General features: G+C 58.9%; 20 protein-coding genes and 7 pseudogenes. 18 read left to right on the top strand and 9 right to left on the bottom strand.

Annotated features, from left to right (window positions below; genetic code table 11):
* Positions 1–164 precede the first annotated feature (164 nt).
* The 4 genes and pseudogenes from scpB to istA all read right to left on the bottom strand — a co-directional run.
* Positions 165–797, bottom strand: a complete 633-nt coding sequence (gene scpB, locus NLY42_RS00600) for an SMC-Scp complex subunit ScpB (protein ID WP_023756264.1) — start codon at positions 795–797, stop codon at positions 165–167.
* 67 nt (positions 798–864) lie between these two features.
* Positions 865–963 (bottom strand): DUF1403 family protein, encoded by a 99-nt coding sequence (locus NLY42_RS00595; protein ID WP_023756265.1) that lies wholly within the window; start codon positions 961–963, stop codon positions 865–867.
* Positions 964–1064: 101 nt separating this feature from the next.
* Positions 1065–1463: pseudogene (locus tag NLY42_RS00590) on the bottom strand (DUF1403 family protein); the annotation flags it as partial.
* Positions 1464–1826: 363 nt separating this feature from the next.
* Positions 1827–2996: pseudogene (gene istA, locus NLY42_RS00585) on the bottom strand (IS21 family transposase); the annotation flags it as partial.
* 162 nt (positions 2997–3158) lie between these two features.
* Between istA and NLY42_RS00580 the strand changes: the two are divergent.
* Positions 3159–4195: pseudogene (locus NLY42_RS00580) on the top strand (IS110 family RNA-guided transposase).
* A 297-nt stretch (positions 4196–4492) separates the two neighbouring features.
* On the opposite strand, the pseudogene NLY42_RS00575 reads toward NLY42_RS00580, so the two are convergent.
* From NLY42_RS00575 to NLY42_RS00565, 3 genes and pseudogenes are all read right to left on the bottom strand, one after another.
* Positions 4493–4576 (bottom strand): annotated as a pseudogene (locus tag NLY42_RS00575) (transposase); the annotation flags it as partial.
* A 41-nt stretch (positions 4577–4617) separates the two neighbouring features.
* Positions 4618–5250, bottom strand: coding sequence for a 4'-phosphopantetheinyl transferase family protein (locus NLY42_RS00570; protein ID WP_031245101.1), 633 nt, complete (start codon positions 5248–5250; stop codon positions 4618–4620).
* Between the two features lie 74 nt (positions 5251–5324).
* Positions 5325–5525, bottom strand: a complete 201-nt coding sequence (locus tag NLY42_RS00565) for an integrase core domain-containing protein (protein WP_084779951.1) — start codon at positions 5523–5525, stop codon at positions 5325–5327.
* 182 nt (positions 5526–5707) lie between these two features.
* On the opposite strand from NLY42_RS00565, the gene NLY42_RS00560 reads away from it, so the two are divergent.
* Positions 5708–7078 carry an IS30 family transposase gene (locus NLY42_RS00560; RefSeq protein WP_198022241.1) on the top strand — a complete coding sequence of 457 codons (1371 nt, stop codon included), beginning with the start codon at positions 5708–5710 and terminating at the stop codon, positions 7076–7078.
* Here the strand turns inward: NLY42_RS00560 and NLY42_RS31910 are convergent.
* Positions 7069–7374 (bottom strand): annotated as a pseudogene (locus tag NLY42_RS31910) (IS1634 family transposase); the annotation flags it as partial. The gene NLY42_RS00560 and the pseudogene NLY42_RS31910 sit on opposite strands and share 10 nt — an antisense overlap.
* A gap of 332 nt (positions 7375–7706) precedes the next feature.
* On the opposite strand from NLY42_RS31910, the pseudogene NLY42_RS00550 reads away from it, so the two are divergent.
* From NLY42_RS00550 to virD4, 3 genes and pseudogenes are all read left to right on the top strand, one after another.
* Positions 7707–8008 (top strand): annotated as a pseudogene (locus tag NLY42_RS00550) (integrase core domain-containing protein); the annotation flags it as partial.
* 535 nt (positions 8009–8543) lie between these two features.
* Entirely contained in the window at positions 8544–9086 is a 543-nt protein-coding gene (locus NLY42_RS00545; protein WP_245263612.1) for a hypothetical protein, read from the top strand.
* Positions 9087–9327: 241 nt separating this feature from the next.
* A complete protein-coding gene (gene virD4, locus NLY42_RS00540; protein WP_286488985.1) occupies positions 9328–11073 on the top strand; it encodes a type IV secretion system ATPase VirD4 in 1746 nt (581 codons plus the stop codon).
* Between the two features lie 690 nt (positions 11074–11763).
* Here the strand turns inward: virD4 and virG are convergent.
* Positions 11764–12489 (bottom strand): two-component system response regulator VirG, encoded by a 726-nt coding sequence (virG, locus tag NLY42_RS00535; RefSeq protein WP_023685159.1) that lies wholly within the window; start codon positions 12487–12489, stop codon positions 11764–11766.
* A gap of 1288 nt (positions 12490–13777) precedes the next feature.
* Here virG and NLY42_RS00530 point away from each other — a divergent pair.
* The 13 genes and pseudogenes from NLY42_RS00530 (at position 13778) to NLY42_RS00470 (ending at position 25462) form a co-directional block, all read left to right on the top strand.
* A complete protein-coding gene (locus NLY42_RS00530; RefSeq protein WP_023673708.1) occupies positions 13778–14563 on the top strand; it encodes a type IV secretion system lytic transglycosylase VirB1 in 786 nt (261 codons plus the stop codon).
* Between the two features lie 74 nt (positions 14564–14637).
* Positions 14638–14943, top strand: coding sequence for a pilin major subunit VirB2 (gene virB2 / locus NLY42_RS00525; protein WP_023673707.1), 306 nt, complete (start codon positions 14638–14640; stop codon positions 14941–14943).
* The gene (locus NLY42_RS00520) at positions 14943–15269 is read left to right on the top strand and encodes a type IV secretion system protein VirB3 (RefSeq protein WP_023673706.1); all 327 of its coding nucleotides are present in this window, start codon (positions 14943–14945) and stop codon (positions 15267–15269) included. The genes virB2 and NLY42_RS00520 overlap by 1 nt, the downstream gene beginning before the upstream one ends.
* Complete coding sequence (virB4, locus tag NLY42_RS00515; RefSeq protein ID WP_023756201.1) at positions 15269–17638, top strand: type IV secretion/conjugal transfer ATPase VirB4; 2370 nt, start codon at positions 15269–15271, stop codon at positions 17636–17638. Before NLY42_RS00520 ends, virB4 begins: the two co-directional genes overlap by 1 nt.
* A gap of 13 nt (positions 17639–17651) precedes the next feature.
* Positions 17652–18335 carry a TrbJ/VirB5 family protein gene (locus NLY42_RS00510; RefSeq protein ID WP_023673704.1) on the top strand — a complete coding sequence of 228 codons (684 nt, stop codon included), beginning with the start codon at positions 17652–17654 and terminating at the stop codon, positions 18333–18335.
* A gap of 58 nt (positions 18336–18393) precedes the next feature.
* Entirely contained in the window at positions 18394–19281 is an 888-nt protein-coding gene (locus tag NLY42_RS00505; RefSeq protein ID WP_023673703.1) for a type IV secretion system protein, read from the top strand.
* A 27-nt stretch (positions 19282–19308) separates the two neighbouring features.
* Positions 19309–19467 carry a type IV secretion system lipoprotein VirB7 gene (locus tag NLY42_RS00500; protein ID WP_081726271.1) on the top strand — a complete coding sequence of 53 codons (159 nt, stop codon included), beginning with the start codon at positions 19309–19311 and terminating at the stop codon, positions 19465–19467.
* Positions 19464–20177 (top strand): type IV secretion system protein VirB8, encoded by a 714-nt coding sequence (locus tag NLY42_RS00495; RefSeq protein ID WP_023707035.1) that lies wholly within the window; start codon positions 19464–19466, stop codon positions 20175–20177. The genes NLY42_RS00500 and NLY42_RS00495 overlap by 4 nt, the downstream gene beginning before the upstream one ends.
* Positions 20174–21058, top strand: coding sequence for a TrbG/VirB9 family P-type conjugative transfer protein (locus tag NLY42_RS00490; RefSeq protein ID WP_023690639.1), 885 nt, complete (start codon positions 20174–20176; stop codon positions 21056–21058). Before NLY42_RS00495 ends, NLY42_RS00490 begins: the two co-directional genes overlap by 4 nt.
* Positions 21051–22189, top strand: a pseudogene (gene virB10, locus NLY42_RS00485) (type IV secretion system protein VirB10). Before NLY42_RS00490 ends, virB10 begins: the two are co-directional and overlap by 8 nt.
* Positions 22173–23213, top strand: a complete 1041-nt coding sequence (gene virB11, locus NLY42_RS00480) for a P-type DNA transfer ATPase VirB11 (protein ID WP_023673699.1) — start codon at positions 22173–22175, stop codon at positions 23211–23213. Before virB10 ends, virB11 begins: the two are co-directional and overlap by 17 nt.
* A 718-nt stretch (positions 23214–23931) precedes the next feature.
* On the top strand, positions 23932–24618 hold the full coding sequence (locus tag NLY42_RS00475; protein WP_023679590.1) for a response regulator: 687 nt from the start codon (positions 23932–23934) through the stop codon (positions 24616–24618).
* 367 nt (positions 24619–24985) lie between these two features.
* Positions 24986–25462: a DDE-type integrase/transposase/recombinase gene (locus NLY42_RS00470; RefSeq protein ID WP_023756197.1), complete on the top strand. Its 477-nt coding sequence runs from the start codon at positions 24986–24988 to the stop codon at positions 25460–25462.
* The last annotated feature ends 1116 nt before the right edge of the window (positions 25463–26578 follow it).

Here is a 26578-nt window from a genome sequence, read left to right as displayed (position 1 = left end):
ACATTGATCCGCCAGGTAGGGGGGAAGACAAATGTACTGCTCGCGGCTTTCTATACTGGCTTTGGTCTTGACTTCGGGTATTTTTCCGGCTCCGGCTACTCAGGCAAAGGATTGCAAGGATGGTGATGCCCCGCAGCCTCACCATGTAGGCAACTTCAACTTTCTTACCAGTTCCTGGGTCGAGACGGTGGACAACATGCGGCACTATGTATCCTGCGTCTCCAACCGCTGGCGCCATCATCGTCGATATTTGCAAACCCTGGGATGATGTTACCGGCCAGCAGCTTCTCCTTCGACAGCAGCCCGGCATCCTCGAGCGCGTCGAAATCCGGCAGCTGGCGCAGCGTTTCGAGCCCGAACTGCGACAGAAAATTTTTGGTATAGGGCGCCCCCGGCTGCGGGCTGCGCGGCCCCGAGGCGATCAGCTCCTGCGCGCGCAGCACGCCGATCAAATCGCGCGATACCTCCTTGCCGAAAAAGCTCGACAGCTCGCCACGGGTGATCGGCTGGAAGTAGGCAATGCACATCAAAACCAGCGCCTCCGCCTGCGACAGTTCTTTTGCCCCCTCGCCCGCTGCCGTGCCGAAGGCGGCATGGATGGCGTCCCAAAAAACCTTTTTGGTCCGGTGCTGCCAGCCGCCGGCGACCGCGACCAGCTCATAGGGCCGGCCGGCTAGCTCGGCGCGAATGTCGTCGATGATCAGCTCGATATTGCAATTTTTCCCCACCACCCGCGCGAGGACACTACGTGTCACCGGTTCGCTGGCGGCAAAGATCACCGCTTCGACCCGGCCCATCCATTCGCGCCAGCGCAGTTCCGGCGGCAGATGATCGAGCTCGGTGTCGAACAGCGCCGGCTGATCGTTAGGCTTCCGCCATCAGCAGCGGCAGCGGCCAGGGCAGGCTTTGCGCCAGCACCAGGTCGGCGAGCCACCAGGCCAACAGTTCCGCATTGGGACGCATGGCGACGACGCGGGCGGCGATCGCCGCCGCGGCGAATGCGCCGGCTGCTCCGAGCGCGCCAGGTCGTCGATGTGTTCACAAAGCGCGGCCAGCGCCTCGACATCCCGATGGAGGCCCAGCTGGTTGAGTATCTTTTCGAGCCCGGCGGCGCTGTTGGCGGACGGCTGCTGGGCCAGTTGTCGCCAGGCGCCAAGGATGGCGCCGGCGGGGCCGGGATCAACGCCGGCCGGGCGCAGGTACCAGGCGTCGCGCAGGGCGAATTCGTCCTCTGAGCGGCCGGCGAGAAGCATGCTGGCGGCGGCGCAGCGAAGCGCCAGCCGCTGGCGCCAGGCCCCGGCCCAGGCAGGCTGTCCGCGGGCAAGCTTGTCGAGCGCGCCCAGGGCGGCGCCGGCCCGGAAGGCGGCGGCGCCGTCGCTCGGCGCGCCGGCGCTTATGATCGCCCAGGCCGGAACGGAGGGCGGCGCAGAAGAGCTGGCGGTCGAGGTATCAAGGCGAATCATGATTTGGGGGGTAAAGCGGCCGTGCGCTTTACGCCATCGGTTTCGCGCCAAAACGCACAGCCTGTCGGAGCAACAAAACGAACGATAATCTTGCCTTGTCGGTCGCAGGAGAGTGTCAGCGACCTTTTTGAAGACTGCTGGTCATTAAAGGAAGGTTGGACGATCACGGTGCACGGGCATGTCTGCCACAGACGCCTTTCAACCCTGCGGGCGCAAGTCTGTCACCGGCCGGTAGAAGATCACAGGCACCGACGGAACAAGCTGGTTGAGGTAATCGAAATCCCGAACATTGCCGGTCAGGACCGTCGCGCCCAGCAGACCAGCCTGGTGAAAGATCAGCGCATCGTTGAGGAAGCGGCGTAAATGCGCCCGGTCCACGATCCGTTGTCGGCGGCCTTGGCATTGGGAATGATCAGCCACCACCCGGCCCGCATGACGGATGATGACGCGACCGGCCAGAACCACTACCTGAACGCTCTCTCCGATCAGGCGCCAGGGCACTGAGTAGCTGTTCGTATCGAGGTCGATCGCGCAGTCCGCCTGAACCTTGCGCACCAGATCACGTAGTCGTCCGAACGGCGCCCGGCCTGCAAGCGGTCGAAGCGCATCGGCCTCAGCGGCAAAACGTTCCGCAGGCGCGACGCCGGTCGTGCCATGCTCACGCTGGTCGGCAATCTCGCGCGTCCACCGATCCAGATGCGCCTCGAACGCCGCCCAGCTCTCGAAACGGCGGCCGGCGATCGCGTTCTTCTTGACGTAGGCTACCCCACGCTCGTCCTTGCCCTTCGTGCGGGCCCGATATGGCGCGCAAGCTCGTGGCGTAAAGCCCCAGTAGCGGGCAAAGGCATGCAGTCGGGCATTGAACCTCACCTCGCGCGTCACCGCGTCATGGTGCTCGACCAGAGCCTTCGCATTATCCAGCAGAACCTCCGCTGGAACCCCGCTGAAGCGCAGGAAGGCTCCTTCCATCCCATCAAACCAGTCCGCCTGGCGCTCCCGTAAAGAGGGGCGGATATGCACCCGTCGCGAATAGCCCAGCGTCCCCACGAACAGGTGAACGCGCAACCGCTCGCCGCCGATCCACGCGCGCGTATCGCCAAAGTCGATCTGCATCTGATGACCTGGCGCCGTCTCAAAGCGAACCGTCGCGCGCTTCTGCGCCTTCAATTCCCGCCGCCAGCGCTTCACTCTCAGCTCCACCGAGCGAAGCCCGATCACGATACCATGTTCGCTCGTCAATTCCTGGCGAATGACATCCGCGTTTCCATCATGACGAAAGAAACGCTCTCTAAGCCAATCGTGCAGACCGTCGAATGCAGTTCGACGAGCAGGCTGGCGATACGCCACGACACCACCTTCACGCAGATAGCGGCAAACCGTATTGCGCGCGCAACCGAACTCTTGCGCAATGCGCTTCGCACCCCAGCCGACCTCATGCAGCCGAACCATCGCTGAAACTTCTTCCCCCGACCGCATCTCCTCAACCCGCATTGTTGTCGACAAGGCGAGCTTCGATGGAAATTCTTCTTGCATCCACTGATCCTCTCAAAAATGAGGGGTCAGTTCTTCGTTTCGTTAGGGGGTCAGATGGGGTGATTGGGGTCTCGGCCGACGCCGGAAGAGGGCGGCTGCTCCTGTCGTGATGTGAGAACGTGGTCGATGTGGAATCGCCACAAACATCGGGAAGGAGCAGCCATGAAGTACTTTGCCGGACTGGACGTGTCTTTGGAAGAGACCGCGATCTGCGCGTCGATGAGAGCGGTCGCATCATGAAGGAGGCGCGAGCGGCGAGCGAGCCGCAGGCTTTGGCCGAGGCATTGCGTAAAGTCGACCTGGTGCTGGAGCGGGTCGGGCTGGAAGCCTGTTCACTGACGGCATGGCTTCACGACGGATTGCGCGCCGAAGGGCTGCCGGCGATCTGCATCGAGACGCGGGCTGCCAATGCGGCCATGAAGACGATGCCGAACAAGACCGACAGGAACGATGCCCGCGCGCTGGCGCAGATCATGCGCACCGGCTGGTACCGGCAGGTGCATGTGAAGAGCAGACAATGCCGGCTGTGGCGCTCGTTGCTGGTCGCCCGCCGGACGGTTCTCAACGAAATGCGCACGATCGAGAACGTGGTGCGTGCCATGCTGCGCGAAGCCGGCGTCAAGCTGGGCCTGCCGTCGCGGTCCGCCTTTGCCGGGCGGGTGCGCGAGCTGGTCGGCGCCGACGCCGAAGTGATGGCGATGGTCGAGCCGCTGCTTGCGATCCTCGGCGCCATGCTCAAGGAGTTCGCCCGGCTGACCAGGCAGGTTCTCGACATCGTGCGCAAGGAGGAGGTCTGCCGGCGGCTGATGTCGGCGCCCGGCGTCGGCCCGATCACGTCGCTCACCTTCCGCGCCACCATCGACCGGCCGGAGCGGTTCGGCTCCAGCCAAGCGGTTGGGGCGCATCTGGGGCTGACGCCCGCGCGCTACCAATCGGGTGAGACCGACATCCAGGGCAGGATCAGTCGCTGCGGCGACGAACTCGCCCGCACGGCCCTCTACGAGGCAGCGCATTCGCTGCTCGTACGCTCGAAGAAATGGTCGAGCCTGAGGGCATGGGGCATGAATGTCGCCAAGCGCCGTGGCATGGCGCGGGCGCGTGTGGCGGTGGCCCGTAAGTTGGCGGTCATCCTGCACCGGATGTGGGCCGACGCCACCGAATTCCGCGTTGGAAAGGAAATTGCTACCCCGGCGGCGTGAACCCGCCGCAAACATCGAAGGAGTTAGGAAAGGAGCTTTCGCCCGAACGGGCGATGTCCAGATCGTTCCGTGGGGACGATGGGCGAGGCGATCTCGTTGAGAGACCCGAACCTGCCGCTAAACCCGGCAAGGTCGTGAAACAGATTGAGACACCTCGCTCTCCTGACCCCATCATGCGGCGGCCAAGGCGCCGACCGCGAAGAGAAGCGAGTGACCTGCGGAACGGCCAGGAAAAAAGTACAGGAGCACCTTGACCTCAACCACCCCAATCAGAGAGGTCTCTCACTTCGCCTGACAGCACAGATCGGCAACCGCTATCCCGGCCTCATGTTCCTTCAAAATTCCGATGATCTGCTCTTCAGAAAAGCGGCTACGTTTCATGTCCTGGTCCTCTCGATGGGCCAGAACGAACGTCAACCGGATTAGATCAGCGGGGCAAGGTCACCGCATGTCGGCCATGAATACGCCAACCCAATTACATTGTTGGAAACAAGTAACTCGAGCGAAAATGTGCAATCGTTCTTTGGGACGTATCCTAATCGCGCAGGGAGATCAATTTCCACGTCCTCGAATTCAAGAAAATCATTGTACAGTGGAAAATAGGCTTTATATACAGCCTCCTTCAAAACGAAGAGGTACCGCCGTTGAAGCAGGCGTAGATCGTACATGCGTTGCTCGTTAGGGGTAGCAATCAATTCGATCAGTTTCTCCGGCAGAGGTTCATTAGGCTCAATGTCGATGCCGAGAGCCGCAATCCTTTTCGTCCCTGCAATGGCGGCGGCTGCTACGGTATCGTGGTGCGCCAAAGATCCGACGACGCCGGGTGGCCAGATCGGAACACCAGAGCGCGTCTTTAGGATCGGCAGTTGTGGGAATCCCAGTTGCCCAAGGAGTGTTCTGGCGACTACTCTTGCAGCACCGCTTTGGCGGCGAACTTTGGTAACAGCGCGTCCCAACGAGGTAACTTCGGAAGCGTATAAGGTGGAGTCGTCGCCCGGTTCTATTGGACGGATGCCGACGAGGATGTTCCGTTGATCAATTGTGATAATCTCCATCTGTTTAGTTCCTTTGAGCTTTTCGAATGAGAAGTGCGTATTCCAATGAAACCGGACAGTGATGGAGTGCACCCCTATTGTGAGACAGAGAAATTGCGAGACAATTTCATGCTCGTGAGTTCAAATGCGGCATTGTCCGATGGTGTCGATAACGTCTTTGCGTATTCTTCCGGGGTGAGATAGTCGAGTGCTGAATGCAGCCGTTGCCGATTGTAGACATCTTCAATGAAGCTCGCGATACGTCGCCGCGCATCTGGTGCATCGCGATAGGCCAATCCTGCGACTTCTTCCTGCTCAAGGTTTTCATGAAGCTTTCCGCGCGTGCGTTATCATAAGGGTTCCCACCCGGCTCATGCTCGGCTGGATCCCATGCCCATGGAGGACATCAGAATAGCTGGTGCAAGCGTATTGGGCGGATTCAAACGGTCGTCGCAACACTCTGACATTGGAGGTTGCGATGACTATTCAAAAGCGGCGATCACACCAATCTGGACGAGCGCCGTTGCCATCACCTGGACGGCCGCCAGAAGCGGGGCGATCCGAACTTCGGCGATTTTGGTTGGGGATTGCCCGAGGGATGCCCAGCGAGAATGCTGCGTTGGAGGCCGGCATATCGCAGCCTGTCGGAGCAAGATTGTTCCGAAAGGCAGGCGGTATGCCCCCATCGATGTTCAGATCTTCGGCCAAGCTGCCCTGCGGCCGGTATCTCTCTTTCGCGGAACGTGAAGAGATCGCAATTCTTCGCGTCCAGGGCCTTTCGATGCGCAACATCGGTCGCCGCCTTGGTCGATCCGCCTCAACGATTTCCCGCGAGTTGCGCCGCAATGCTGCCACGCGCAGCGGTGGCCTGGAGTATCGTGCGTCGACTGCCCAATGGCACGCCGCGCGATCAGGCCGGCGCCCGAAGATTGCCAAGCTTGCGCTGAACCAGGCCCTGCGCCTCTATGTCGAGGAAAGGCTTGCCGGAACAGTCGCGGCACCTGACGGAATAGTCGCTCCTGGTCCTACGGTCCCCTGGATCGGACGCCGGCATGGGCAACGAAAGGATAGAAGATGGGGCAAGGCATGGAGCCCAGAGCAGATCGCCCAGCGTCTGGCGATAGATTTCCCGGATGACGAGACGATGCGGATCAGCCACGAAGCCATCTATCAAGCCCTCTTCGTCCAAGGTCGAGGAGCGCTGCGGCGAGAGTTGACGGCATGCCTGCGGACTGGGCGAGCCCTGCGGACGCCACGGGCGCGCGTCGGCCTGCGTGGCAAGGGCTTCGTGTCATCCGAGATCATGATCAGTCAGCGCCCGGCTGAAGCGGATGACCGTGCAGTCCCCGGACATTGGGAAGGCGATCTTATCCTCGGGCTTGGCAGTTCGGCGATCGGTACGCTCGTGGAGCGCACGACACGGTTCACGATGCTGCTGCACCTACCGCGACTGGACGGCCACGGCGAAGCACCACGCTCCAGGAATGGACCGGCCCTCGCCGGGCATGGTGCGGAGGCTGTCCGTGACGCCATCACGCGCACCATCGCAACCCTGCCCACGGAACTTCGTCGCTCGTTGACATGGGATCAGGGCGCCGAGATGGCCCAACACGCTGCCCTCAAAATCGACTCAGGGATCCAGGTCTACTTCTGCGATCCCCAGAGTCCTTGGCAGCGCGGCACCAACGAGAACACCAATGGGCTGCTGCGCCAGTATTTTCCGAAAGGCACGGACCTGAGCGCGCATAGCGCCGCAACGATCGCTGCCGTCGCAGCGACGCTCAACGCGAGACCTCGAAAAGCGCTCGGCTGGAAGACGGCACCCGCCAGCTGTGCCGGGAATCCGTAGTGCGCGGCACGCAGGCTCTCGACCTCGAGCAAATCGCGATACCGCAGGACGGCCTGGAGCGGGGTCACCTTCGCGTTGGTCCGCACCACGGTGATACCGTCGTAGCGGGCTTCCTCGGCAAGCTTGCCGACATCGATCTTGAAGTTCTTGCCGCTGGCCTTGAGGTAACGGCGGTAGGCCGAGTTGCCGACCAGTGCCTTGTCGCCCTTCTTGAGCTGTGCCCCGAGGCCGGCGATGATCGCCTGGCGGTCGGCCTTGTCCTTCTCGGCCTCGGCGTCATTGCGGCTGACGATGTAGTCAAGCTCAAGCGCAATATCCTCGCGCTCCCGAAAGAAAGATATCGCCCCGAAGGCGGCTTCGCCCACGGCGCCAAATGCGTTGGCGGCATCCCTCCTGCACTCCGAACCAGCGCGGACCAAGAGGCGTTGATATACAGGCATCCAGTGCGGCCTCCTCGCTCGAACGTCCCAAGGCAATAGCTTGCCAGAACCGGAAGCGATTCTCACGCTGCCAGGCAGGCGGACGCCCGGGCGAATCTAGCTTCTTTCGAGTGCACCGATCTGAAGCGCGTTGGTGATCCGTCATTGCCACCTCCAATCCCTTGGTGTCGCGACGACCGGTTGAATCCGCCCAATACGTCAGCATTCGATACACCGAGCGCTTGGCGGAGGCCGGCGTCGAACCCTCGGTGGGCAGTGCGGCGACTCTTTCGATAATGCTCTCGCCGAAACGATCAACGGTCTTTACAAGGCCGAGGTGATCCATCACCGCGGACCCTGGCGCTCATTCGAGGCCGTCGAGTTCGCCACGCTCGAATGGGTGGACTGCTTCAACAATCGCCGGCTGCTGGAGCCCAGCGGCAACATCCCGCCGGCCGAAGCCGAGGAACGCTACTACGCCATGTTGGATGAACCAGCCATAGCCGCGTAACTCAAACGAAACGGCCTCCGGAAAGCCCGGGGCAGTTCACATCGCATTTGATGCCAGCTTCATCGCATTTTCTTCGGCTTGGACGGGCACTTGGCAGACCCACAGAGCTGGGAACCCTTTGCCATACTACAACTGTAACATCATATCGGTTTAGCAGGTCAAGCTTCGGTGGTAACCTCATTGGGTAGAATAACTACTTTGGAGGCGAGCAATGGATCGCGATAACAAACGGGCACGCGCAGCTGCAAGATCATCTCAAGGCGTGGGGAGCAGTAGCCTCCGTGACGTTCCAGAGGGGCCATTGAGCGATGTTGCAGAACGGCTCGTAACCGCTAACCCGCGCGATACAGCGCGAAATCTTGGGGGCTTCAAAGGCCTCGGGACGCACGAGCGAACAGCCGTTCGGGGCACTCAACCCGGGCCAGAAACTGACCTCGCGAGATTTGAAAGGCGGACCAATCGGCTTGGACGATCAGCCATCAATCTGGCCGCGACATTAACAGCCGAATTGGGGTACAGCACGGATGACATAGCATTGCAGAAAGTCGGAGCGGCCAGTAATCTAGGCGATTACCTAACGCCAGGGCTGCAAGATGCTATTGTTAATCGCATTGGCAACATGGATCCGCCGTCGCAAGCTCTCGGAACTTATTACGTTGCGCCACACTTCAGTAAGTTTACTGAGGAAAACAAATCTCGCATTCTTGATCAGGCCATTGGATTGGCTTCTTCTGATCCGGATGGCAATGTCAGAAACATGGCATCCAATGCTATTCTCAACATGTATCACCAGTTCGACGCAAATCAACAGGCCCAAGCTCACTCAGTTTTTCCCGGCATGCAAGACATCTTGCCGCACATGCCGCCGCCGCAGCATGCAGCAGAGGAACGGAGTGCGAATCTGGACGGCCACATAGCAGGTATTGAGGCTGCAGTCCGTGATACAGTAGGCCCGCAAACCTCCTATGAACAGCTGCAGCGGGGTGCTCAAGTCGGGCGGTCCATAAGCCAAGCCTACAATCACGCCCGAGAGGACCTAATGGAGGCCACCAGAAGCAGAGATCGCTCCGGCCGTTGATGTCTCGGCCATGGTACAGTGACGCTTTCTCTCCCGAATTCCGTCTACGGCCTTGCCGTTTCCAATTCGCTGGCCGTTGACGTACCTGCTTAGTGTAACTTTCAAAAACCACGTCTGCCGGGTGATGCGCTGCAAGCATCGCACCACCCACTGCGGCATCGCGAGCGGCGACATCGCGCGACGCCGGTTCGGTCTCTGAAGCACGCGCAGCATTAGCTACGGCTAATCCGGCAATGGAACAATGCTTTCAACAAAAACGACGCCCCCCAACATAGCCATTAGCATCGCGTGCTCACTCGCCGTGGGCTTCTGTGCGGCAAGTCTTTACGCAACCTTCCGCCACGGCGGCAGCGGCGAGGCTCTGATGGCGTTTGATGTCCGTGCCTTTTGGTTTGAGACGCCCTTCTATTTGGGTTTCGCAACCCCCGTTTTCTATCGGGGCGCGGCTATCGTGCTCTCGACGTCCGCGGTCGTCTTGCTGATTCAGCAGATCGTATTGCGCCGCAAGCTCGAACACCACGGGACGGCTCGTTGGGCTCGAGTGGATGAAATGCGACGCACGGGATATCTGCGACGATACCGTGGCGTGACAGGGCCGGTGTTTGGGAAGACAAGTGGCCCTTTCTGGCCTGGCTACTACCTGACCAATGGCGAGCAGCCTCACAGCCTCATCGTTGCACCGACCCGCGCTGGCAAGGGCGTCGGCATAGTCATTCCAACGCTACTTACATTCAAAGGCTCGGTGATAGCTCTGGACGTCAAGGGGGAGCTCTTTGAGCTCACCTCGAGGGCGCGCAAAGCCGCAGGTGACGACGTGTTTAAATTCGCGCCGCTGGATTCGGAGCGGCGCACAAACTGCTATAATCCGCTGTTGGATCTTATAGCGCTGCCTCCACAGCAGCAATTCACCGAGGCCCGCCGCTTGGCCGCAAACCTGATTACGGCCAAGGGGGAGGGCGCGGAAGGTTTCGTCAGCGGCGCGCGAGATATCTTTGTCGCGGGAATCCTTGCCTGCATCGAGCGGGGCACGCCAACAATCGGCGCCGTCTACGACCTCTTCGCCCAGCCGGGGGAGAAGTTTAAGCTCTTCGCGCGACTCGCCATGGAGACTCAGAACAAAGAGGCACAACGCATCTTCGACGACATGGCGGGGAACGATACGAAAATCCTAACCTCCTACACTTCCGTGCTCGGCGATGGCGGGCTCAACCTGTGGGCGGATCCCGCTGTAAAGGCGGCCACAAGTCGCTCGGACTTTTCGGTCTATGATCTTCGCCGTCGCAGAACGTGCATCTATCTTTGCGTTGGTCCGAACGACCTTGAGGTGATCGCGCCTTTGATACGCTTGTTTTTTCAGCAAATCGTTTCGATTCTGCAGCGGTCGCTGGCCCGCCGGGATGAAAAGCACGAGGTTCTCTTCCTGCTCGACGAGTTCAAGCACTTGGGTAAGCTGGAGGCGATCGAGACCGCAATCACGACTATCGCGGGCTACAAGGGGCGTTTCATGCTCATCATCCAAAGCCTTTCGGCACTGACGGGGGCTTATGGAGAGGCTGGCAAGCAGAATTTTCTCAGCAATACCGGACTGCAAGTGTTCATGGCCACGGCTGATGACGAGACTCCGAACTACATTTCCAAGGCCATCGGTGAATACACGTTTGAAGCCAAATCGATTTCCCACAGCCAGGCGCGAACGTTCGACTGGACCATTCAGAATTCACATCAAGGTGCACCGCTATTGCGTCCCGAACAGGTTCGGCTGCTCGATGACGACTACGAGATTGTTCTCATCAAAGGTCTGCCACCATTAAAATTGAGGAAGGTGCGTTATTTCTCGGATCGCATTCTGAAACGCATCTTTGAACGCCAGACAGGCGCCCTCCCGGAGCCGGCGCCCTTGACGGGAGCAGAGGAGGCGCTCCCCGCCGAATCTCAACTCGATGACCCGCTGTGTGAATTGGCGCAGGACTTTGACGATACAGTTTGATGTGAGGCTGGTGTGGACCCGCGAAAAAATCCATCCCGTGTAACAGCTTTGTCGCAGGTGCAGGACGCCGGCTTGGAAGAGGGGCAAGCGGGCCAAGCCCGGCAAGTGGGCTTTGAGCAGCACGTGTCCGAGGCGCTCCGGCCGCTGTTCGATGGTCGAGCTGACGAGCCGCCAACCAATCCAGAGGAGCTTCTGCGACTGGAACAGGGGGTTTCGCGAGGTGCTTCAGCGAGGGCAGGATCATCAAGCCGCTTCGTCTTTTTTCAGCAACCCAGGGATGCCCGATGGACGGGATGACCTCAACAGAAGCGTGTCGGAGGCTTTCGCAAGCTCTGGGACGCCGGAGTTCGGGCCGCCGCCCCCAGTCTTGGCTGCCAGCCAACAGCAGATCCGCCCTTCGCCGGATGAGCTTGGCCAGGGCAACCACCTGCCACCCGAGTGAGTCGTGCCAACAATGAACATTCACCAGCGCTGTTGTGGCCAGCGCAGACGCAGAGGGCCCTGAATGCGCCGCAAGCCGTCGCCATTCAGCAGCAGCTGAGCGAAATCGGCAATTCAGGCGGCCGCGTGCATATGCAGAGAGGGGCTGATGCGATCTCCAGACCGGTAGCTCTCGCCGTAATTGATCAGGCTGGTACTGTTGGAAGGCTTGATCAGCCTCGTCACCCCAATCTCCAGCATAGCTCACTGTCACGCGGCCAACGTGCCTCCGTAGCTAACATCTACGTCAGCGTTGAAGAAGTACCCTGCGCCACGGGATGTTTTGACCAGGCGAGGGTTGGCCGCATCAGCCTCCAGCTTTCGGCGCAAGCGCATGATTAGGACATCGATACTTCGATCGTACACCTCTTCTCCACGCACACGGCTCGCGAGCAAAAGCCGTTCTCTGGATAGCACGTTGCGGGGGTTCTCCAGAAATGCGATCAAGAGATTGAACTCACATGCGGTAAGCTTGACCTCGCCACGCTCCGCACAGATCAGTCGCCGCTGCTTCACGCTGAGCTTCCAGGCCCCAAAGCGAAATGAGCGCTGCTCTCTGGTTCGCGGACTAGAAATGCGCTGGCGTAGCGCTACTCGAATGCGGGCCAAGAATTCGCGCATCCCGAAAGGCTTGGGAATGAAATCGGTTGCGCCGAGCTCCAGTGCAACCACTTTTTCCGCCTCATCAAGCCGGTCGCCGCTGATCACTATGATAGGAACATCCGATTTTGTCGCCAGATTGCGGACGATCGCAAGTCCATCCTCCCGGCCTAGGTTAAGGTCAACAACCACGAGATCGACTGGCTCACGTGAAAGAACATAGTCAAACTGCTTGCTATCGTGGACTGCGGTCACCTTCAGGGCATGCATCGTGAGATACTCGGCGATGAGGCGCCGCATTGCGGCATCATCGTCAATGACAAGAACATGTTTCAACGGCACACCTTCAATCTTGAATCCCCTTGTCTAAACCTGTTGCCGAGCAACCCTGGGGCACCGACCCAGAACAGCTGCTCCTTGATACCACTCGCCGTTGCGTGCGGCCAATGTGAGGCCGTGCTCGTCCTGTTCTTTTCATCCCCAGCGAATTGACCGCACCAAGGCAGCCCGTGGCCACCAGACAGGTCCCAGCGCCGACATGACCCTGCCGTGTGGTCCTTCGCTTTTTCGCTTCGAGCTCCCCCGTTGGTGCAGGCCTGCCAATATCACTCAAGTTCGACCTCATGGATGCCAAGTTTCCTGCTATGCCCTTGCATCCTGGTCATCCTGGAGTTTGCGGACCTGGATCATCTCGATATCATCCGGCTCGTGGATCCAGCTCGGACATGGTTGAGCAGCGCGGCGTTTGGCTTGATCGGAGAGGCGGTCGGCGGAAGAAGACCGTGATTCGCTGCAGCGGCCTTGTGCAAAATAGTGTGTCTCCTGCCAAGCCGGCTTCGTCCAAGGTGGCCGGCGGCCTCAAATGCTGTTCGGCGACCGGCAGGTCGCCGGTTGCGGTGAACGTCCGGGCTAACATTTCTCAGTTACTGCAACTCCTCCATCTTGAGCGTGTCACTATGCTTGTCCATTGCGCCGTCGGACTGCGTCAATGACGTGCGGTTATCTGCCGATGGGACTGTGCATGATCCACCCTTTGGCGGCGGCCGAACAGCTGAACGAGGCTCGCACCAGGATGGGCTGCGCCGCCACGTCTTCCCAGTTGACCCTCGCCGCCGCGGATTTGCGCCTTCGAGCCAGCTTCGCGGACGAGCTCGCGTCTCAAGCAATGATCTGAGTATGCAGGGCCGCGCATGGCTGCTCTTTAAGGACCGGCAGCATACCGGCAAAGTTGGGCCGCTTTATCGCCTTAGTCGATTCCCCACGGTGATCCCGAGCCTGAACAAGCCCGCCAAGCTCCCCATTTTGTCCTTGGCTTGGCGCTGACAGAAGTACCGTCCATGACGCCAAAGTCGCGGCCCACACTCCAGGAGCAACGGACGGCCGGGACGAGCAATCCTGTAAAGGAGTCATTGTACCAAGATGCTCCGGATGTCGCTGGCTGATCGGGCCCGCGCCACCCACGCATGCGCAAGATGCTCACCCACGCTGATACGAACACGGTCTTTGCTTCAATTGAAACCGAAAAGCTGAACTTGAACATCACACAGTAACAAACCTCCCCGATAAGCGCGTGCCGGACAGGGCCAGAACCCGTCCGGCGGCTTAGAAAGGTAGGTGATAGGGAATGTTTATTGCAGCTTGGCCGCTGGCCATCGTCCTGATGACATCCATGTCACTCCCAGCCGAGCCCGCGCCACTTTCTCCGCGTGAGTTCCGCAGCCTGTCGCGCAAATGCGCCCCCTGGGTTGCGCCGTCCACCCTGGCCGCGATTGCCAAGATTGAAAGTGGCTTTGAAACGCTGGTGGCTCATGACAACACCACAGGTGAGCAGCTTCGCTGGATAGACCACCTGGAAGCCACGCGGGGCATCAAGGAACGCCTCGAAGCACAACATTCTGTCGATGTTGGATTGATGCAGATAAACAGCAAGAACTTTGCCATGCTCAATCTCACGCCGGAAAGGGCTTTCGAGCCCTGCGCCTCGCTTTCGGCTGCCGCCCACCTGCTTGAAAGCCGGTATGCCGGCGGCACCACTGCTGTGGCACAGCAACTGGCGCTTCGCCGTGCCATCTCGGCCTATAACACGGGCGACGTCACGCATGGCTTCGCCAACGGTTATGTACGCAAGGTCGAGTCGGCCGCAAAGGACATCTCAAGTCTCCTTGAGAGAACGCTGGAGCCGACTGCTCGAGATGTGCCGCACCTTGAGGCACCCGGTCGGAAAGCCGTGCCGCCTCTGCTCCAGCAGAGCCAACAGGCCAATAGAAAGAAGCAGCCCAACCAAGATTCTTGGGACATCTGGGGCTCGTATCAGCCAGACCGATCCGGGGCCGATCCCTCCGATCCGACAGGCAGCCAGGCTGCGAAAGCACGGGAACCCTCGAACCCGAACAAACTCGTATTCGATTGAAACATGGAGATGCAATGATGACGCCACTCAAGATACTTCGTGCGCTTAAAACGCGTGTTCCTTCGCCTTTTTCCATGCTGCGCATGGCGGCTGAATATGTACCGGCCGCTGCTGCAGGCGCGGCGTGGACGGTCTTCTACAGCGGGCCAGCCGCGGCTCAGGTGACCGGAGGGACGGATCCTGCCAAGATGGTCCAGAATATCTGCACGTTCATACTTGGCCCCTTTGGACAATCACTGGCCGTGCTCGGGCTCGTAGCCATCGGTATCTCTTGGATGTTCGGTCGTGCTTCACTTGGCCTGGTTGCGGGTGTCGTTGGAGGGATCGTCATCATGTTCGGGGCCAGCTTCCTGGGCAAGGCGCTCATAGGCGGCGGCTGATGAGCGACCGGTTGGAAGTGAGCACCCTCTATGTGGCGGCGACGCGCCCCGCACTGTTTCTGGGGGTGCCGCTGACGCTGGCCGGATTGCTCATGATGTTGGCTGGGCTTGTTATCATTATCCTTCAGAACCCGCTCTACGAAATCGTTCTCGTGCCACTCTGGTTCGGAGCACGGCTGGTTGTTGAGCGTGACTATAACGCGGCAAGCGTCGTGCTGCTCTATTTGCAGACGGCCGGCAGAAGCGTGGACGGGCCGGTCTGGGGAGGCGCAAGCGTCAGCGCCAATCCGATCAGAGTGCCGAAACGCGGAAGAGGAATGGTGTAATGTTCGGCGCCAGCGGCCGGACCGAGAGGTCTGGCGAGATCTACCTTCCGTATGTTGGTCACGTAAGCGATCAGGTTGTCCTTCTGGAAGACGGATCGATCATGGCCATGGCACATGTGAACGGTGTGCCCTTTGATTTGGAAGACGCTGAGATGCGCAACTCGCGCTGCCGCGCGTTCAACACTCTCTTGCGCAACATCGCCGATGACAATGTCTCGATATACGCTCATCTTGTGAGACACAACGATGTGCCGGCGCCGGCGCCGCGCCAGTTTCAAAGTGCATTCGCTGGCAGTCTGAGCGAGGCCTACGAGCGTCGTGTGCTGTCGGGAAAGCTCTTTCGCAACGATCACTTCCTCACTTTGATCGTGTCCCCCCGCACCGCAATCGGCAAGATCGGCTTGCGGATTGCCAAGTCCCGCAGACGGAATGAGCACGATCTAGCCACCCAAATGCGGAGCCTGGAAGACCTGTGGCACATCACTGCTGGCGCACTCGGCGGTTACGGTCTGCGCCGGTTGGGCATTCGTGAGAAAGGCAACGTGCTCTTCACGGAAATCGGCGAGGCGCTTCGGCTCATGATGACTTGCCGGTTTCTTCCGGTTCCGATGGTTACCGGCTCACTTGGCGCCTCGATCTACACTGACCAGGTCATCTGCGGGAAGCGGGCGCTTGAGATTCGAAGGCCCGGGGATAGCTCCGTCGGATCATTGTTTTCGTTCCGTGAATATCCGGCGACGACGCGGCCGGGCATGCTAAATTCCTTGCTGTCCGCCAACTTCCCGCTTGTCCTGAGCCAGAGCTTTTCCTTCCTCACTCGCCCACAAGCTCATGCCAAACTAAGCCTTAAGTCCAGCCAGATGACGAGTGCCGGCGACAAGGCTCTCACCCAGATCAATGAACTTGCCGAGGCAGAGGACGCACTGGCAAGCAACGAATTCGTGATGGGTTCGCATCATCTGAGCCTGTGCGTCTATGCCGACAGCCTCAATAGCCTTGCAGATCGCGCAGCAAGTGCCCGCGCACGGCTGGCCGACGCGGGCGCCGTTATCGTCCAAGAGGGCATCGGCATGGAGGCCGCATATTGGTCCCAACTTCCGGGGAACAACAGGTGGCGCACGCGCCCGGGGGCGATCACCTCACACAATTTTGCCGGGCTCGTCTCATTTGAGAACTTCCCAAGCGGTTCCAGTTCCGGCCACTGGGGCAATGCTGTTGCGCGCTTTCGCACAAACGGTGGAACTTCTTTCGACTACATCCCCCATGAGAATGACGTCGGCATGACGGCAATATTCGGGCCCGTTGGCAAAGGCAAGACGACGCTGATGACCTTTGTCCTCGCGATGCTTGAGCAAAGCTTGGTCGATCGCAATGGTGCGATCGTCTTCTTCGACAAGGATCGGGGTGGTGAACTGCTGGTGCGAGCCACGGGAGGGACATATCTTGCGTTGCGCAGAGGCGCTCCGAGCGGCTTGGCCCCTCTGCGTGGACTGGACAACACCTCCGCCTCCCGGGACTTTCTGCGCGAGTGGTTGATGGCCCTGATCGAGAGTGACGGCCGTGGTCCGATCTCGCCGGAGGAAAGCCGTCGGCTGGAACGCGGCATTGTTCGTCAGCTTTCGTTCGAACCTCCTATGCGCTCACTTGCGGGCCTGCGCGAGTTCCTATTGCACAGCCCCTCCGAGGGCGCAGGAGCACGGCTGCAGCGGTGGTGTAGAGGGGGGGCGCTTGGATGGGCCTTTGACGGCGACGTGGACGAAGTAAGGCTGGATGCCTCCATTACGGGCTTCGACATGACGCAGCTCCTGGAATATGAGGAGGTCTGTGCACCGGCCGCCGCATACCTTCTGCATCGAGTGGGCGCTATCGTCGATGGTCGTCGGTTCGTCATGAGCTGCGACGAATTTCGATTCTATCTACTCAACCCCCAATTCTCGGCCGTTATCGACAAGTTCTTGCTCACGGTCCGCAAAAACAACGGCATGTTGATACTCGCAACGCAGCAGCCTGAACACGTTCTGGAATCGCCTCTCGGAGCTAGTCTCGTTGCGCAATGTATGACGAAAATTTTCTACCCATCACCGACGGCGGACCGCTCTGCGTATCTCGATGGCTTGAAGTGCACTGCGCAGGAGTTCGAGGCAATCCGCCAGGGAATGGCAATCGGCAGCCGCAAGTTTTTGCTCAAGCGCGATAGCGGGAGTATTGTTTGCGAATTCGATCTTGGGCAGATGCGCGAGTACGTAGCCGTACTCTCGGGGCGGGCCAACACAGTGCGCTTTGCCGACCAGCTTCGTAACCAGCACGGAGACGCCCCAAGTGGGTGGCTCGACAAGTTCATGGCCCGGTACCACGAAGTTCAAGACTGACGGAGGAATATTCATGAAATTTGCCAAACTTGCAGTAACGACCCTTGCTGCTTCCCTTCTGCTTCACGGACAGGCCCGTTCGCAATTTATCGTCAGCGACCCTGTAACAGAAACACAAGCGACCTTAACAGCGCTTTCCAATGCGGCGATCCTTGAGAGGTCAATCGAGACGCTCGCTACCACGATTGAAATGGTGACAATTCTAACGTCGTCATTCGCTGTCACGGGACTGCTAAGCTCACTTAACCAAGGAAATCACTACCCGTCGAGCAATAAGCTGGAGGAGCAGATGTTTGATGCTCGGGCGCCAGCTTCGATTATGGCCCGTAACATTGCGAAGGACCCAAATCGGATAGTCAACGGCACCGATTCAGAAGCGAAACTGTTACAGGGACAAATCGCCGGGGCCGCCAATGCCGCAGCTATTGCAGCCGACACTTTGGGCATGATGGACAAGCGCCTTAAGGATAACGCCGGCACGCTTGGTCAGCTTTCCCGCTCGGGAAATATTATGCAGGCCACCGTGACCAACGGTCTGGTCCTCAAGCAGATTCACGATGCGATGATCCAAAATGTCCAGGCCACGAGTCTGCTGACAATGGCCACTGCACAAGGGAGCCTTCACGCCGTGGAGGAGGCCGCCACGCAGCGTCGCGAACATCAGGACACCGCTAATATGTTTAGCATCCTCCCGTAAACCACACAGAGTTCATCAGGCTCAGCTGCGCTGATCAGGGACACATCAGGCTCACGCCATGAATTTCAAAATTCCCGCGCCATTCACGACTATACACACGATCTTTCATGGGGCCTTCACGTCCGGGCTGCACAAAGTGCTTGAAAACGTCCAAGCGGCGGTCAGTGCGCCTCTGGTTGCGTGTGTCACGCTCTGGATAATAATCCAAGGCTGTCTGGTCATGCGTGGTCAAGTCGATGCGCGCGGGGGTATCTCGCGCGTAATCATGGTGTCGATTGTCGTCGCCCTTATCTTAGGGCAGGCCAACTATCAGCAGTACATTGAAGCGCTCTTCGACGACACGATTCCGAGGTTGGCTCACGACATCAGTGGCAGCGACTTGCCCTTCATCGGAATCCCCCAGAAGCTCGATCTCATGTTTGCTTCAAGCCAGTATGTCTTTCAGCTGATTGCTTCCGAAATTGGGCCTATGAACGGCCAGGACATACTTGCTTTCGAGGGAGCGCAATGGATTTTCTACGGCGCGCTGTGGACAGCGTTCGAGATCTACGATGCCGTTGGAATTCTGACGAAGGTGCTCTTGACGATCGGCCCCCTGGTCCTTGTAGGCTACCTTTTTGATCACACTCGAGACATAGCCACCAGATGGATCGGCCAACTGCTCTCGTACGGGCTGCTGCTTCTCCTCCTCAACATCGTTGCAACGATAGTAATCGCTGCCGAAGCAGTCTCGCTGGCAGCCATGCTTTTGATGATCAAATTCTCGGGCACGACAGCAGCCAAGATCATCGGGCTTTACGAGCTCGACATGCTTTTCCTAGCTGGTGACGCTCTGATCGTCGCGCTTCCGACGATCGCCAGCAGCATCGCCGGCGGCTCTTGGGGAGGTGCGAACCGACCTCTTAACAGCCTCAATCGCCACTTTGCCAAAACGGCGGGTGCTTAATCAATCGACAAGCTCGGTGCCAAAAACATGAAATATTGCCTACTTCTGTCAATCCTCGCTTTGGCCGCCTGCAAGACGAGCCATGGGCTTGCGACATGCGCGGGTGCCCCATTCCAACTGAACGTGGGACAATGGGAAACCACCCCTGAGGATCTTCGGGTCGAATGCGCGGAAGAGCCAAAGTGAAAGTTCCTGAACATGCCCTTCTGGTGGAGAGAGAAACGCTAGCCGCCCACTATAAGAAGGTGGAAGCGTTTCAAACTTCACGAGCGAAGTCTGCGCGGCGCCTGTCAAAGGCCCTGATAGCCTTTGCCGCAGCGGCGGTCCTAGGAAATGTTGCACAGGCATTTACCATTGCTGCCATGGTCCCGTTGGCCAAGCTCGTACCTGTGTTCCTCTGGGTCCGGCCGGATGGGACCGTCGACAGCGAAGTGTCAGTCTCTCGACTGCCGGCAACCCAAGACCGAGCCGTCATAAATGCTTCGCTGTGGGAATATGTACGCCTGCGCGAGGGGTACACAGCAGATACAGCCCAATACGCCTATGACCTCGTATCCAGTTTCAGCGCGCCGGCTGTGCGACAGCAATATCAAGATTTCTTCAACTATCCGAATCCCACCTCGCCGCAAGTCACGGTCGGCAAACGCGGCAAGCTCGAGGTCGGGCATATTTCTTCAAACGACATCAGTCCGGACGTTCAACAGATCCGTTACAAACGTACGCTTGTTGTCGATGGGCAGATGCCGATAGTGACCACCTGGACAGCTACCATCCGCTACGAGCGCTTGACGGGTCTGCCTGGGCAATCGAGGCTCACCAATCCGGGAGGTCTACTCGTCGCTTCCTATCAAAGCTCGGAAGATAGCGTATCGAACCTGGGCTATGTGCAGCCATGACAAAAAGAGCGTTTCTCGCGCTGGTCTGTTCACTCTTCTTAACGATGGAAGCGTCCGCGGAAGACACACCACTTGCCGGCAAGCATGATGCGCGCATGCGCTACCTGGCTTACCGTCCTGACGAAGTGGTGCGCCTGTCTACCGCAGTGGGGGCAACGCTGGTTGTCACATTCGCGGCCAACGAGACAGTCGCAGCCGTGGCCGTTTCCAATAGCAAAGACTTGGCTGCGCTCCCGCGCGCCAACTATCTCTTTTTTAAGGCTAGCCGGATGCTCCCGCCGCAGCCCGTCATTGTGCTGGCCGAGAGTGAGTCCGGTACACGGAGATACGTCTTCAGTATTTCAACGAGAGCGATGCCAAAACTCGATGAGAAGCAACCCGACCTATACTACAGTGTGCAGTTCACCTATCCTGCTGATGACGCTGCTGCTCAGAGAAAGGACGCAGAAAGGCGCTCGATTCTTGGTCAGGCCCGGGCGAAAGTGCTGCGCGACGAGAGAGTTCAGGATTTGTTGAATCGGCCCGCCGCAACTACCAGTCCGGACGAAAGCAATTTTCACTACGTCGCAAAGGGCGATCGATCGCTGGCGCCGCTGGAAGTTTTCGATAATGGCTTTACCACCGTATTTGGCTTCGCAAGCAATTCCCGCATACCCTCCCTCTACATTATCAATCCCGACGGCAAGGAAGCCGCTGCCAATTACACGGTCAAAGGAGACTATGTTGAAGTATCCGCAGTCGCCCGGGAATGGCGTCTGAGAGATGGCAATACGGTCTTGTCCATTTTCAACAGGGCTTATGACCCTGTGGGACGAGCGCCAGGGACCGGTACAGTGACACCCGACGTGTGGCGCGTTTTGAAAGGCCCGGCCGATGAATGAAACCGGCCCACAGTCGGGACATGATGTCCATGCCTCAGGATCGATGGTCTCGGAGCCGGCCCGCCGGCATGTTTCGGGATTGCAGAAGTTGGCCATCGCTGCACTTGTTCTCATCTCATCTCTATCGCTCATCTGGCTCGGCGGTCGTCCCAGCACACAAGACGAGCCAACTCAGCCAAAACCTGCAATTGTCGCCGACGCCGAGCCATTCCGCCCCGTGCCGATTGAGATTGCTCCCGAAGCTCCAGCACCCGTACAGGCGGCGCAGGCAGGAGATCCTGCGCCATCCATGCCGCCTCCGGCGCCAGCTGATCCGCCGCCGGAGGAAACACCAATTTTCGCCTACAGTGGCAGCGGTCAAATGCCCAACGACGGTCAGCGGAGCGAAGACAACCATAGGGATGCTCCCGCGACCTCGCATGAGATTTCAGAGGCTGGCGATCTGACGAGGCGATTGAAGCCAGATATACAGGAGCCAAGCCGGGCCACACTTTTGCCGCACCCTGATCTCGTGATTACCCAAGGAACGATAATACCCTGCATTTTGCAAACGGCAGTCGACACAAATTTACCGGGTTATGTGAAGTGCGTCTTACCTAAAGACGTCCGCGGCGCCACCAACAACGTGGTGCTTTTGGATCGCGGGACGACCGTGATTGGCGAGATCCAGCGTGGTCTCCAACAGGGGGATGCGCGTGTCTTCGTGCTGTGGACGCGCATCGAAACGCCTGACCATGCCCTCGTTTCGCTAGCGTCGCCGGGCGCTGACGAGCTCGGCCGCTCCGGAATGCCTGGCACGGTGGATAATCACTTCTGGCAGCGCTTTGGCGGAGCAATGCTCATGAGCGTCATTCAAGGCGCGTTTCAGGCCGCCGGTCAATACGCTGGCAGCTCAGGTGGAGGAAGCGGCATCAACAGCTTCCAGAGCAACGCCGGACAAGCCGTTGACACGACCCTTAGAGCAACGATCAACGTTCCGCCAACTCTGAAGAAAAACCAGGGAGATGCTGTATCGATCTTTGTGGCTCGGGACCTCGATTTCTCAGATGTATACGATCTTAGACCGATCGCCGTGGCGCCAGCCCCCAACATCGCCAACGCCGGAGAGACAACAATGCGACCGGAGGCTGACCCTCAATTGCGTTTGCTTCTCAACCCTGTTTTGAAATGGCTTGAGGAGCCAAGGACCGAAGAGGTCGCTATCAACCGGCCTGGGGAAGCCTTTGTCCGACAGGCCGGCGTTTTCACGAAACATCCGCTACCGCTATCTTATGACGATCTGGAGGACATCGCGATCCTCGCTGGAGCGCTGCGCAAGCAAGATGTCGGACCGCAAAGCCCCCTCTGTGCGACTGAGCTGCCGAACGGAGAGCGGCTGCAGATCTGTTTGCCGCCCGCTGTTCCCTCAGGAACAATAAGCCTGACGATACGGCGTCCCTCAAGTCGTGTGACCGAACTCAAGGAAGTTTCTTCTCGCTACGAATACTCGCGTTGGAATCAATGGCGGTCACGAAAGGAGCGCCAAGAGCGGCAGGACGAAACGATTCTTCAGCACTACGACCATGGTGACTTGGAGCAATTTTTGCGAGCATGCGTTTGCGGGCGGCTCACGATGCTGCTTTGCGGGCCTACTGGAAGCGGCAAAACGACAATGAGCAAGACTTTGATCAACGCTATACCCCCGCAAGAGAGGCTGATAAGTATCGAGGACACGCTCGAACTTGCAATCCCGCACGAGAACCATGTCCGATTACTCTATCCGAAGGACCGAGCAAGCGTAGGTGCGGTGACAGCCGAGCAACTGTTGCAAGCCAGCTTGCGCATGCGCCCTGATCGAATATTGCTTGGCGAGATGCGCGATGATGCTGCTTGGGCCTACCTTAGCGAAGTCGTCTCCGGCCATGCGGGATCAATATCAACGATTCATGGGGCGGATCCGGTCCAAGGCTTTAAAAAGCTCTTTTCACTCGTCAAGAGCAGCCCGCAAGGAGCTGCTGTGGAAGACCACACGCTTCTTGACCTGCTGTCGGCTGCCATTGACGTCATTGTGCCGTTCAGTACCCACGGCGACGTGTATGAGGTGGGGGAGGTGTGGCTCGCCGCCGATGCCCGGCGACGCGGAGAGACAGTAGCCGACCTTCTTAACAAGCACTAAGGCTAGAGCACGTCGGGGAACGGTAAGTCGTTTGTGATACGATGGCGTAATTTGTTCAGATTGAACGTCCATTTTGATTTGAGGGAGGTGGATAATGGGAGGAGGACTGGGCGTAGACCTTCGGTCACAAGTCTGAAGTCTTCGGGCGCCCTGTCGGCGCGGCAAGTCGCGGCACGATTCGACTGGGTGTATCGAGCGCGTCCGCTGAATTGCGCGGGCGACGCTCACCGAGCTGGTGCCGATGCCTGCTTCAAAAGCGGCATCGACACCCGGCAGGTCGTACCCTTGATTTACCTAGCCGCGCTCAATGAATGTCTTCAAAGCCGCCGAACGTGGTTCGGAATGACCGGTGGTAAATCGGGAAGTGCCATATAGGGAATCTTCCTGGTATTGCCTCCAGGGGGTCCTCTCAATGAACAAAGCCGCAACCTGCCCTTGCGACCTCAGCTGGAGTTTGCGACGCAACCCATAGGAGGATCGATGCGCAGAGAAATCGCAGGCAGAGTCGGTGGCATTGTGGGCTGGCCGACCGACGGTTTCAGCCCGTCAACAGGTCTTCACGTGTTCCATCCCCGACTATTGCAGGCGTGCGGCTTGCATGCTCCCGCGATCACCCATGGGAAAGAGCGTTACGAACACTACGAAGAGTTGCGCGACTTCCGCTGTCGCCCCGGTCTTACAGCGGACGGTGACCTGTCCGACCTTGATAGGACGTGAAATGCGAACGCTGCTCATTGATCATCATGTGGATCTTACGCGCGCTGTGCGAGTTGCGCTCGGGGATAGCGGTTTTGCCGTTGATGTAGTTGGCAACCTGGAACAGGCGTCGAGGGCATTTTGTTGCGCAACCTATGAAATTCTCCTGCTGGAGTTGGCTCTGCCAGATGGCGATGGCTTGGGCTGGCTGAGACAGCTAAGGAGCAACGGGCATTCAGTTCCAACCCTCATTATGAGTAGCATCAACGATCTCGAGAAGCGGATTGCAATTTTCAACGGTGGCGCGGACGACTTTCTGCTCAAGCCCGTCTCTTTCGATGAGCTCATCGCCAGAATGAGAGCCATTCTGCGCCGGTCGACACAGGTGACCGACCCCATCGTTGTATTTGGCAATCTCAATTTCGATCCGATCGGCCGACAGGTTTCCGTCTCGGGTCATCCTCTGAAGATCGCACGCCGCGAACTATGTATTTTAGAGCATCTGCTTATCCGTGCAGGCCGCATCGTGCCTCGTGCGCAGTTGGAAGATCACCTCTATTCGTTCAACGACGAGGTATCTGCCAACGCGCTTGAAGTCGGAATCTATCGCTTACGTGGACACCTGAGTAGGTCAGGTGCAACGCCACGTATCACGACCATGCGCGGCATTGGTTACATTCTTGAATTGACTGAGGCGGCATCCGCATAGTTGGTCTAAATTGAAAGAACAGACTGCCTGCCGTCGTCAGGTTGAGCTTGTGGCCATAATGGACACCGCGGCCGCCCTTGACGATGGTGTCGGCATGCGGTTCGAACGGCTCTGTCGCAAACCTTTTTGTAAGCGAGCATGGCAAGAAAAACGCCTCAGCTGTGGAGGAGCACGTGATGTTCAAGGGCCGCCATTTCGACCAGTCGGTGATCCTGCTGTGCGTGCGCTGGTACCTGGCCTACACTCTGAGCCTGCGCGATCTGGAAGAGATGATGGCCGAACGCGTTGGAGGTCGACCACTCCACTGTGCATCGCTGGGTCGCCCACTTCTCGCCGCAGCTGCTGGAGCGCTTCAACCGGCGCAAGCGTGTGGTCGGCAGCAAACGAGACGTACATCAAGGTCCGCGGGCGGTATCTCTACCGCGCTATCGACATCCTCCGCGATACGGTCGAGTTCTTCTTTAGCGAAAACCGTAACCAGGTGGCGGCCCAACGCTTCCTCCGCAAGGCGCTGACGCGCCATGGCCGGCCGGAGCGCATCGTCATCGACGGCAGCCAGACCAATTACGAAGCAATCCTTTCCTGCGACGCTGAAAGCCGGCTGCGGCAGCGATCGCGGCGACCGCTGAAGCCGATCCGCTCCGCAATAGCCGGCATCTCAACAATCGGATCGAACAGGATCACCGGCGTATCAAGCCGCATTCGATCCATGCTCGGCTTCAAGTCGCATGCGAACGACGTGGTTATCCTCTCCGGCATCGAGATGATCCACATGATGGGCAAGCGACAGGCGAGGTATGCCTACAAGTCTGTCGATCGCTGTTTCGATCTCCTCGCTGCCTGACGGACAGGCCGAAATGGCCGTTCACAACCCCATTTCCAGGTTTGCGACAGAGCCTTTTGTCGGCGTTGCCGGCTTCGAAGGGCCGGTGCGCGCCGAGCGGATCAAGATCACCCCCGGCCACCTTGCTGCGGCCACTCGCCGAGTACGGAGCGGTGGCCGGAGGGAGCTGGTGATGACGACCCTAGATCATGACCTGCTGATCGCAATCCTGGATCGGCTGAAGTTGACGCGATCCGCGACCAGCTCGACACGCTCATGTCGAGCAAGATCGCGCAGTTCCCGTTTGTCCGCGAACTCGACGGCTTCGGCTTCGACGCGTAGCCATCGGTCTGCTTCAGCCAAACGTATTCATAGGTATGGGACAGGCTGCTATGTCCGCCACCCACGCCTGCTCCGAGGCCCTCCAGGGCAATGGTCTGAGACCTGGGCTCAAGCCCTTCGGCGAGGAGGATGAGACGCCGCTGGAGCTCGGGTGCAAGCGCTGCCACGCCCGCTCCGAGGCCCCACAAGGCCGTAGCGCAGTCGTCGGGGTCACGAGGCCCCTCGGCCACGACGACGAGACGTTGCTGGCGCCCGGTGCAAGGGCTGCCACAGATGGCCTGAACCTGAATCCGCCTTTCTTGAGGCGTTGCGACTATCATCACGGCGACACGCAGCTCTTGATTTGTGTGCGAAATCCTCAGCAGATCCATCGGGCTGAGCCGCTCAGCAATATCAACGAGAATGTCCAGCGGCAGATCAAGGATACTCAGAGGAGGAAACGCTCTTGAGGCTCAGAGCGCGTCTGCTCCACTATAGATCAGGATGATTCACCGGGTCCTTCAACGCCAGCCGCCGGTTCCGATGAGAGAATTGTCCCTGATATCACGCTCGATGGAGTTAAATGCCGAGATGGGCGCCTTGCCACGCTCCTCAATGCCCCTCATGATTCACCGCCTATAGCTACCAACTGAATGAATCATCGTGATTGTCGCGCAGCGGAATCCTCAAGGATCGGGCAGTTCGTAGGGGGCGCCGGTTTGACCAGGTTGAGCCCGCGAATTGCTCGATCGGACAAGATCCTAATTCTCGACCATGCGGTGAGGCTCGAACGAGATCCTCGGGACGCACTCCAAG

This window comes from Mesorhizobium sp. C372A (assembly GCF_030323245.1).
In the GTDB taxonomy this organism is placed as follows: Bacteria; Pseudomonadota; Alphaproteobacteria; order Rhizobiales; family Rhizobiaceae; genus Mesorhizobium.
This window is presented reverse-complemented; position numbering and strand designations above follow the sequence as displayed.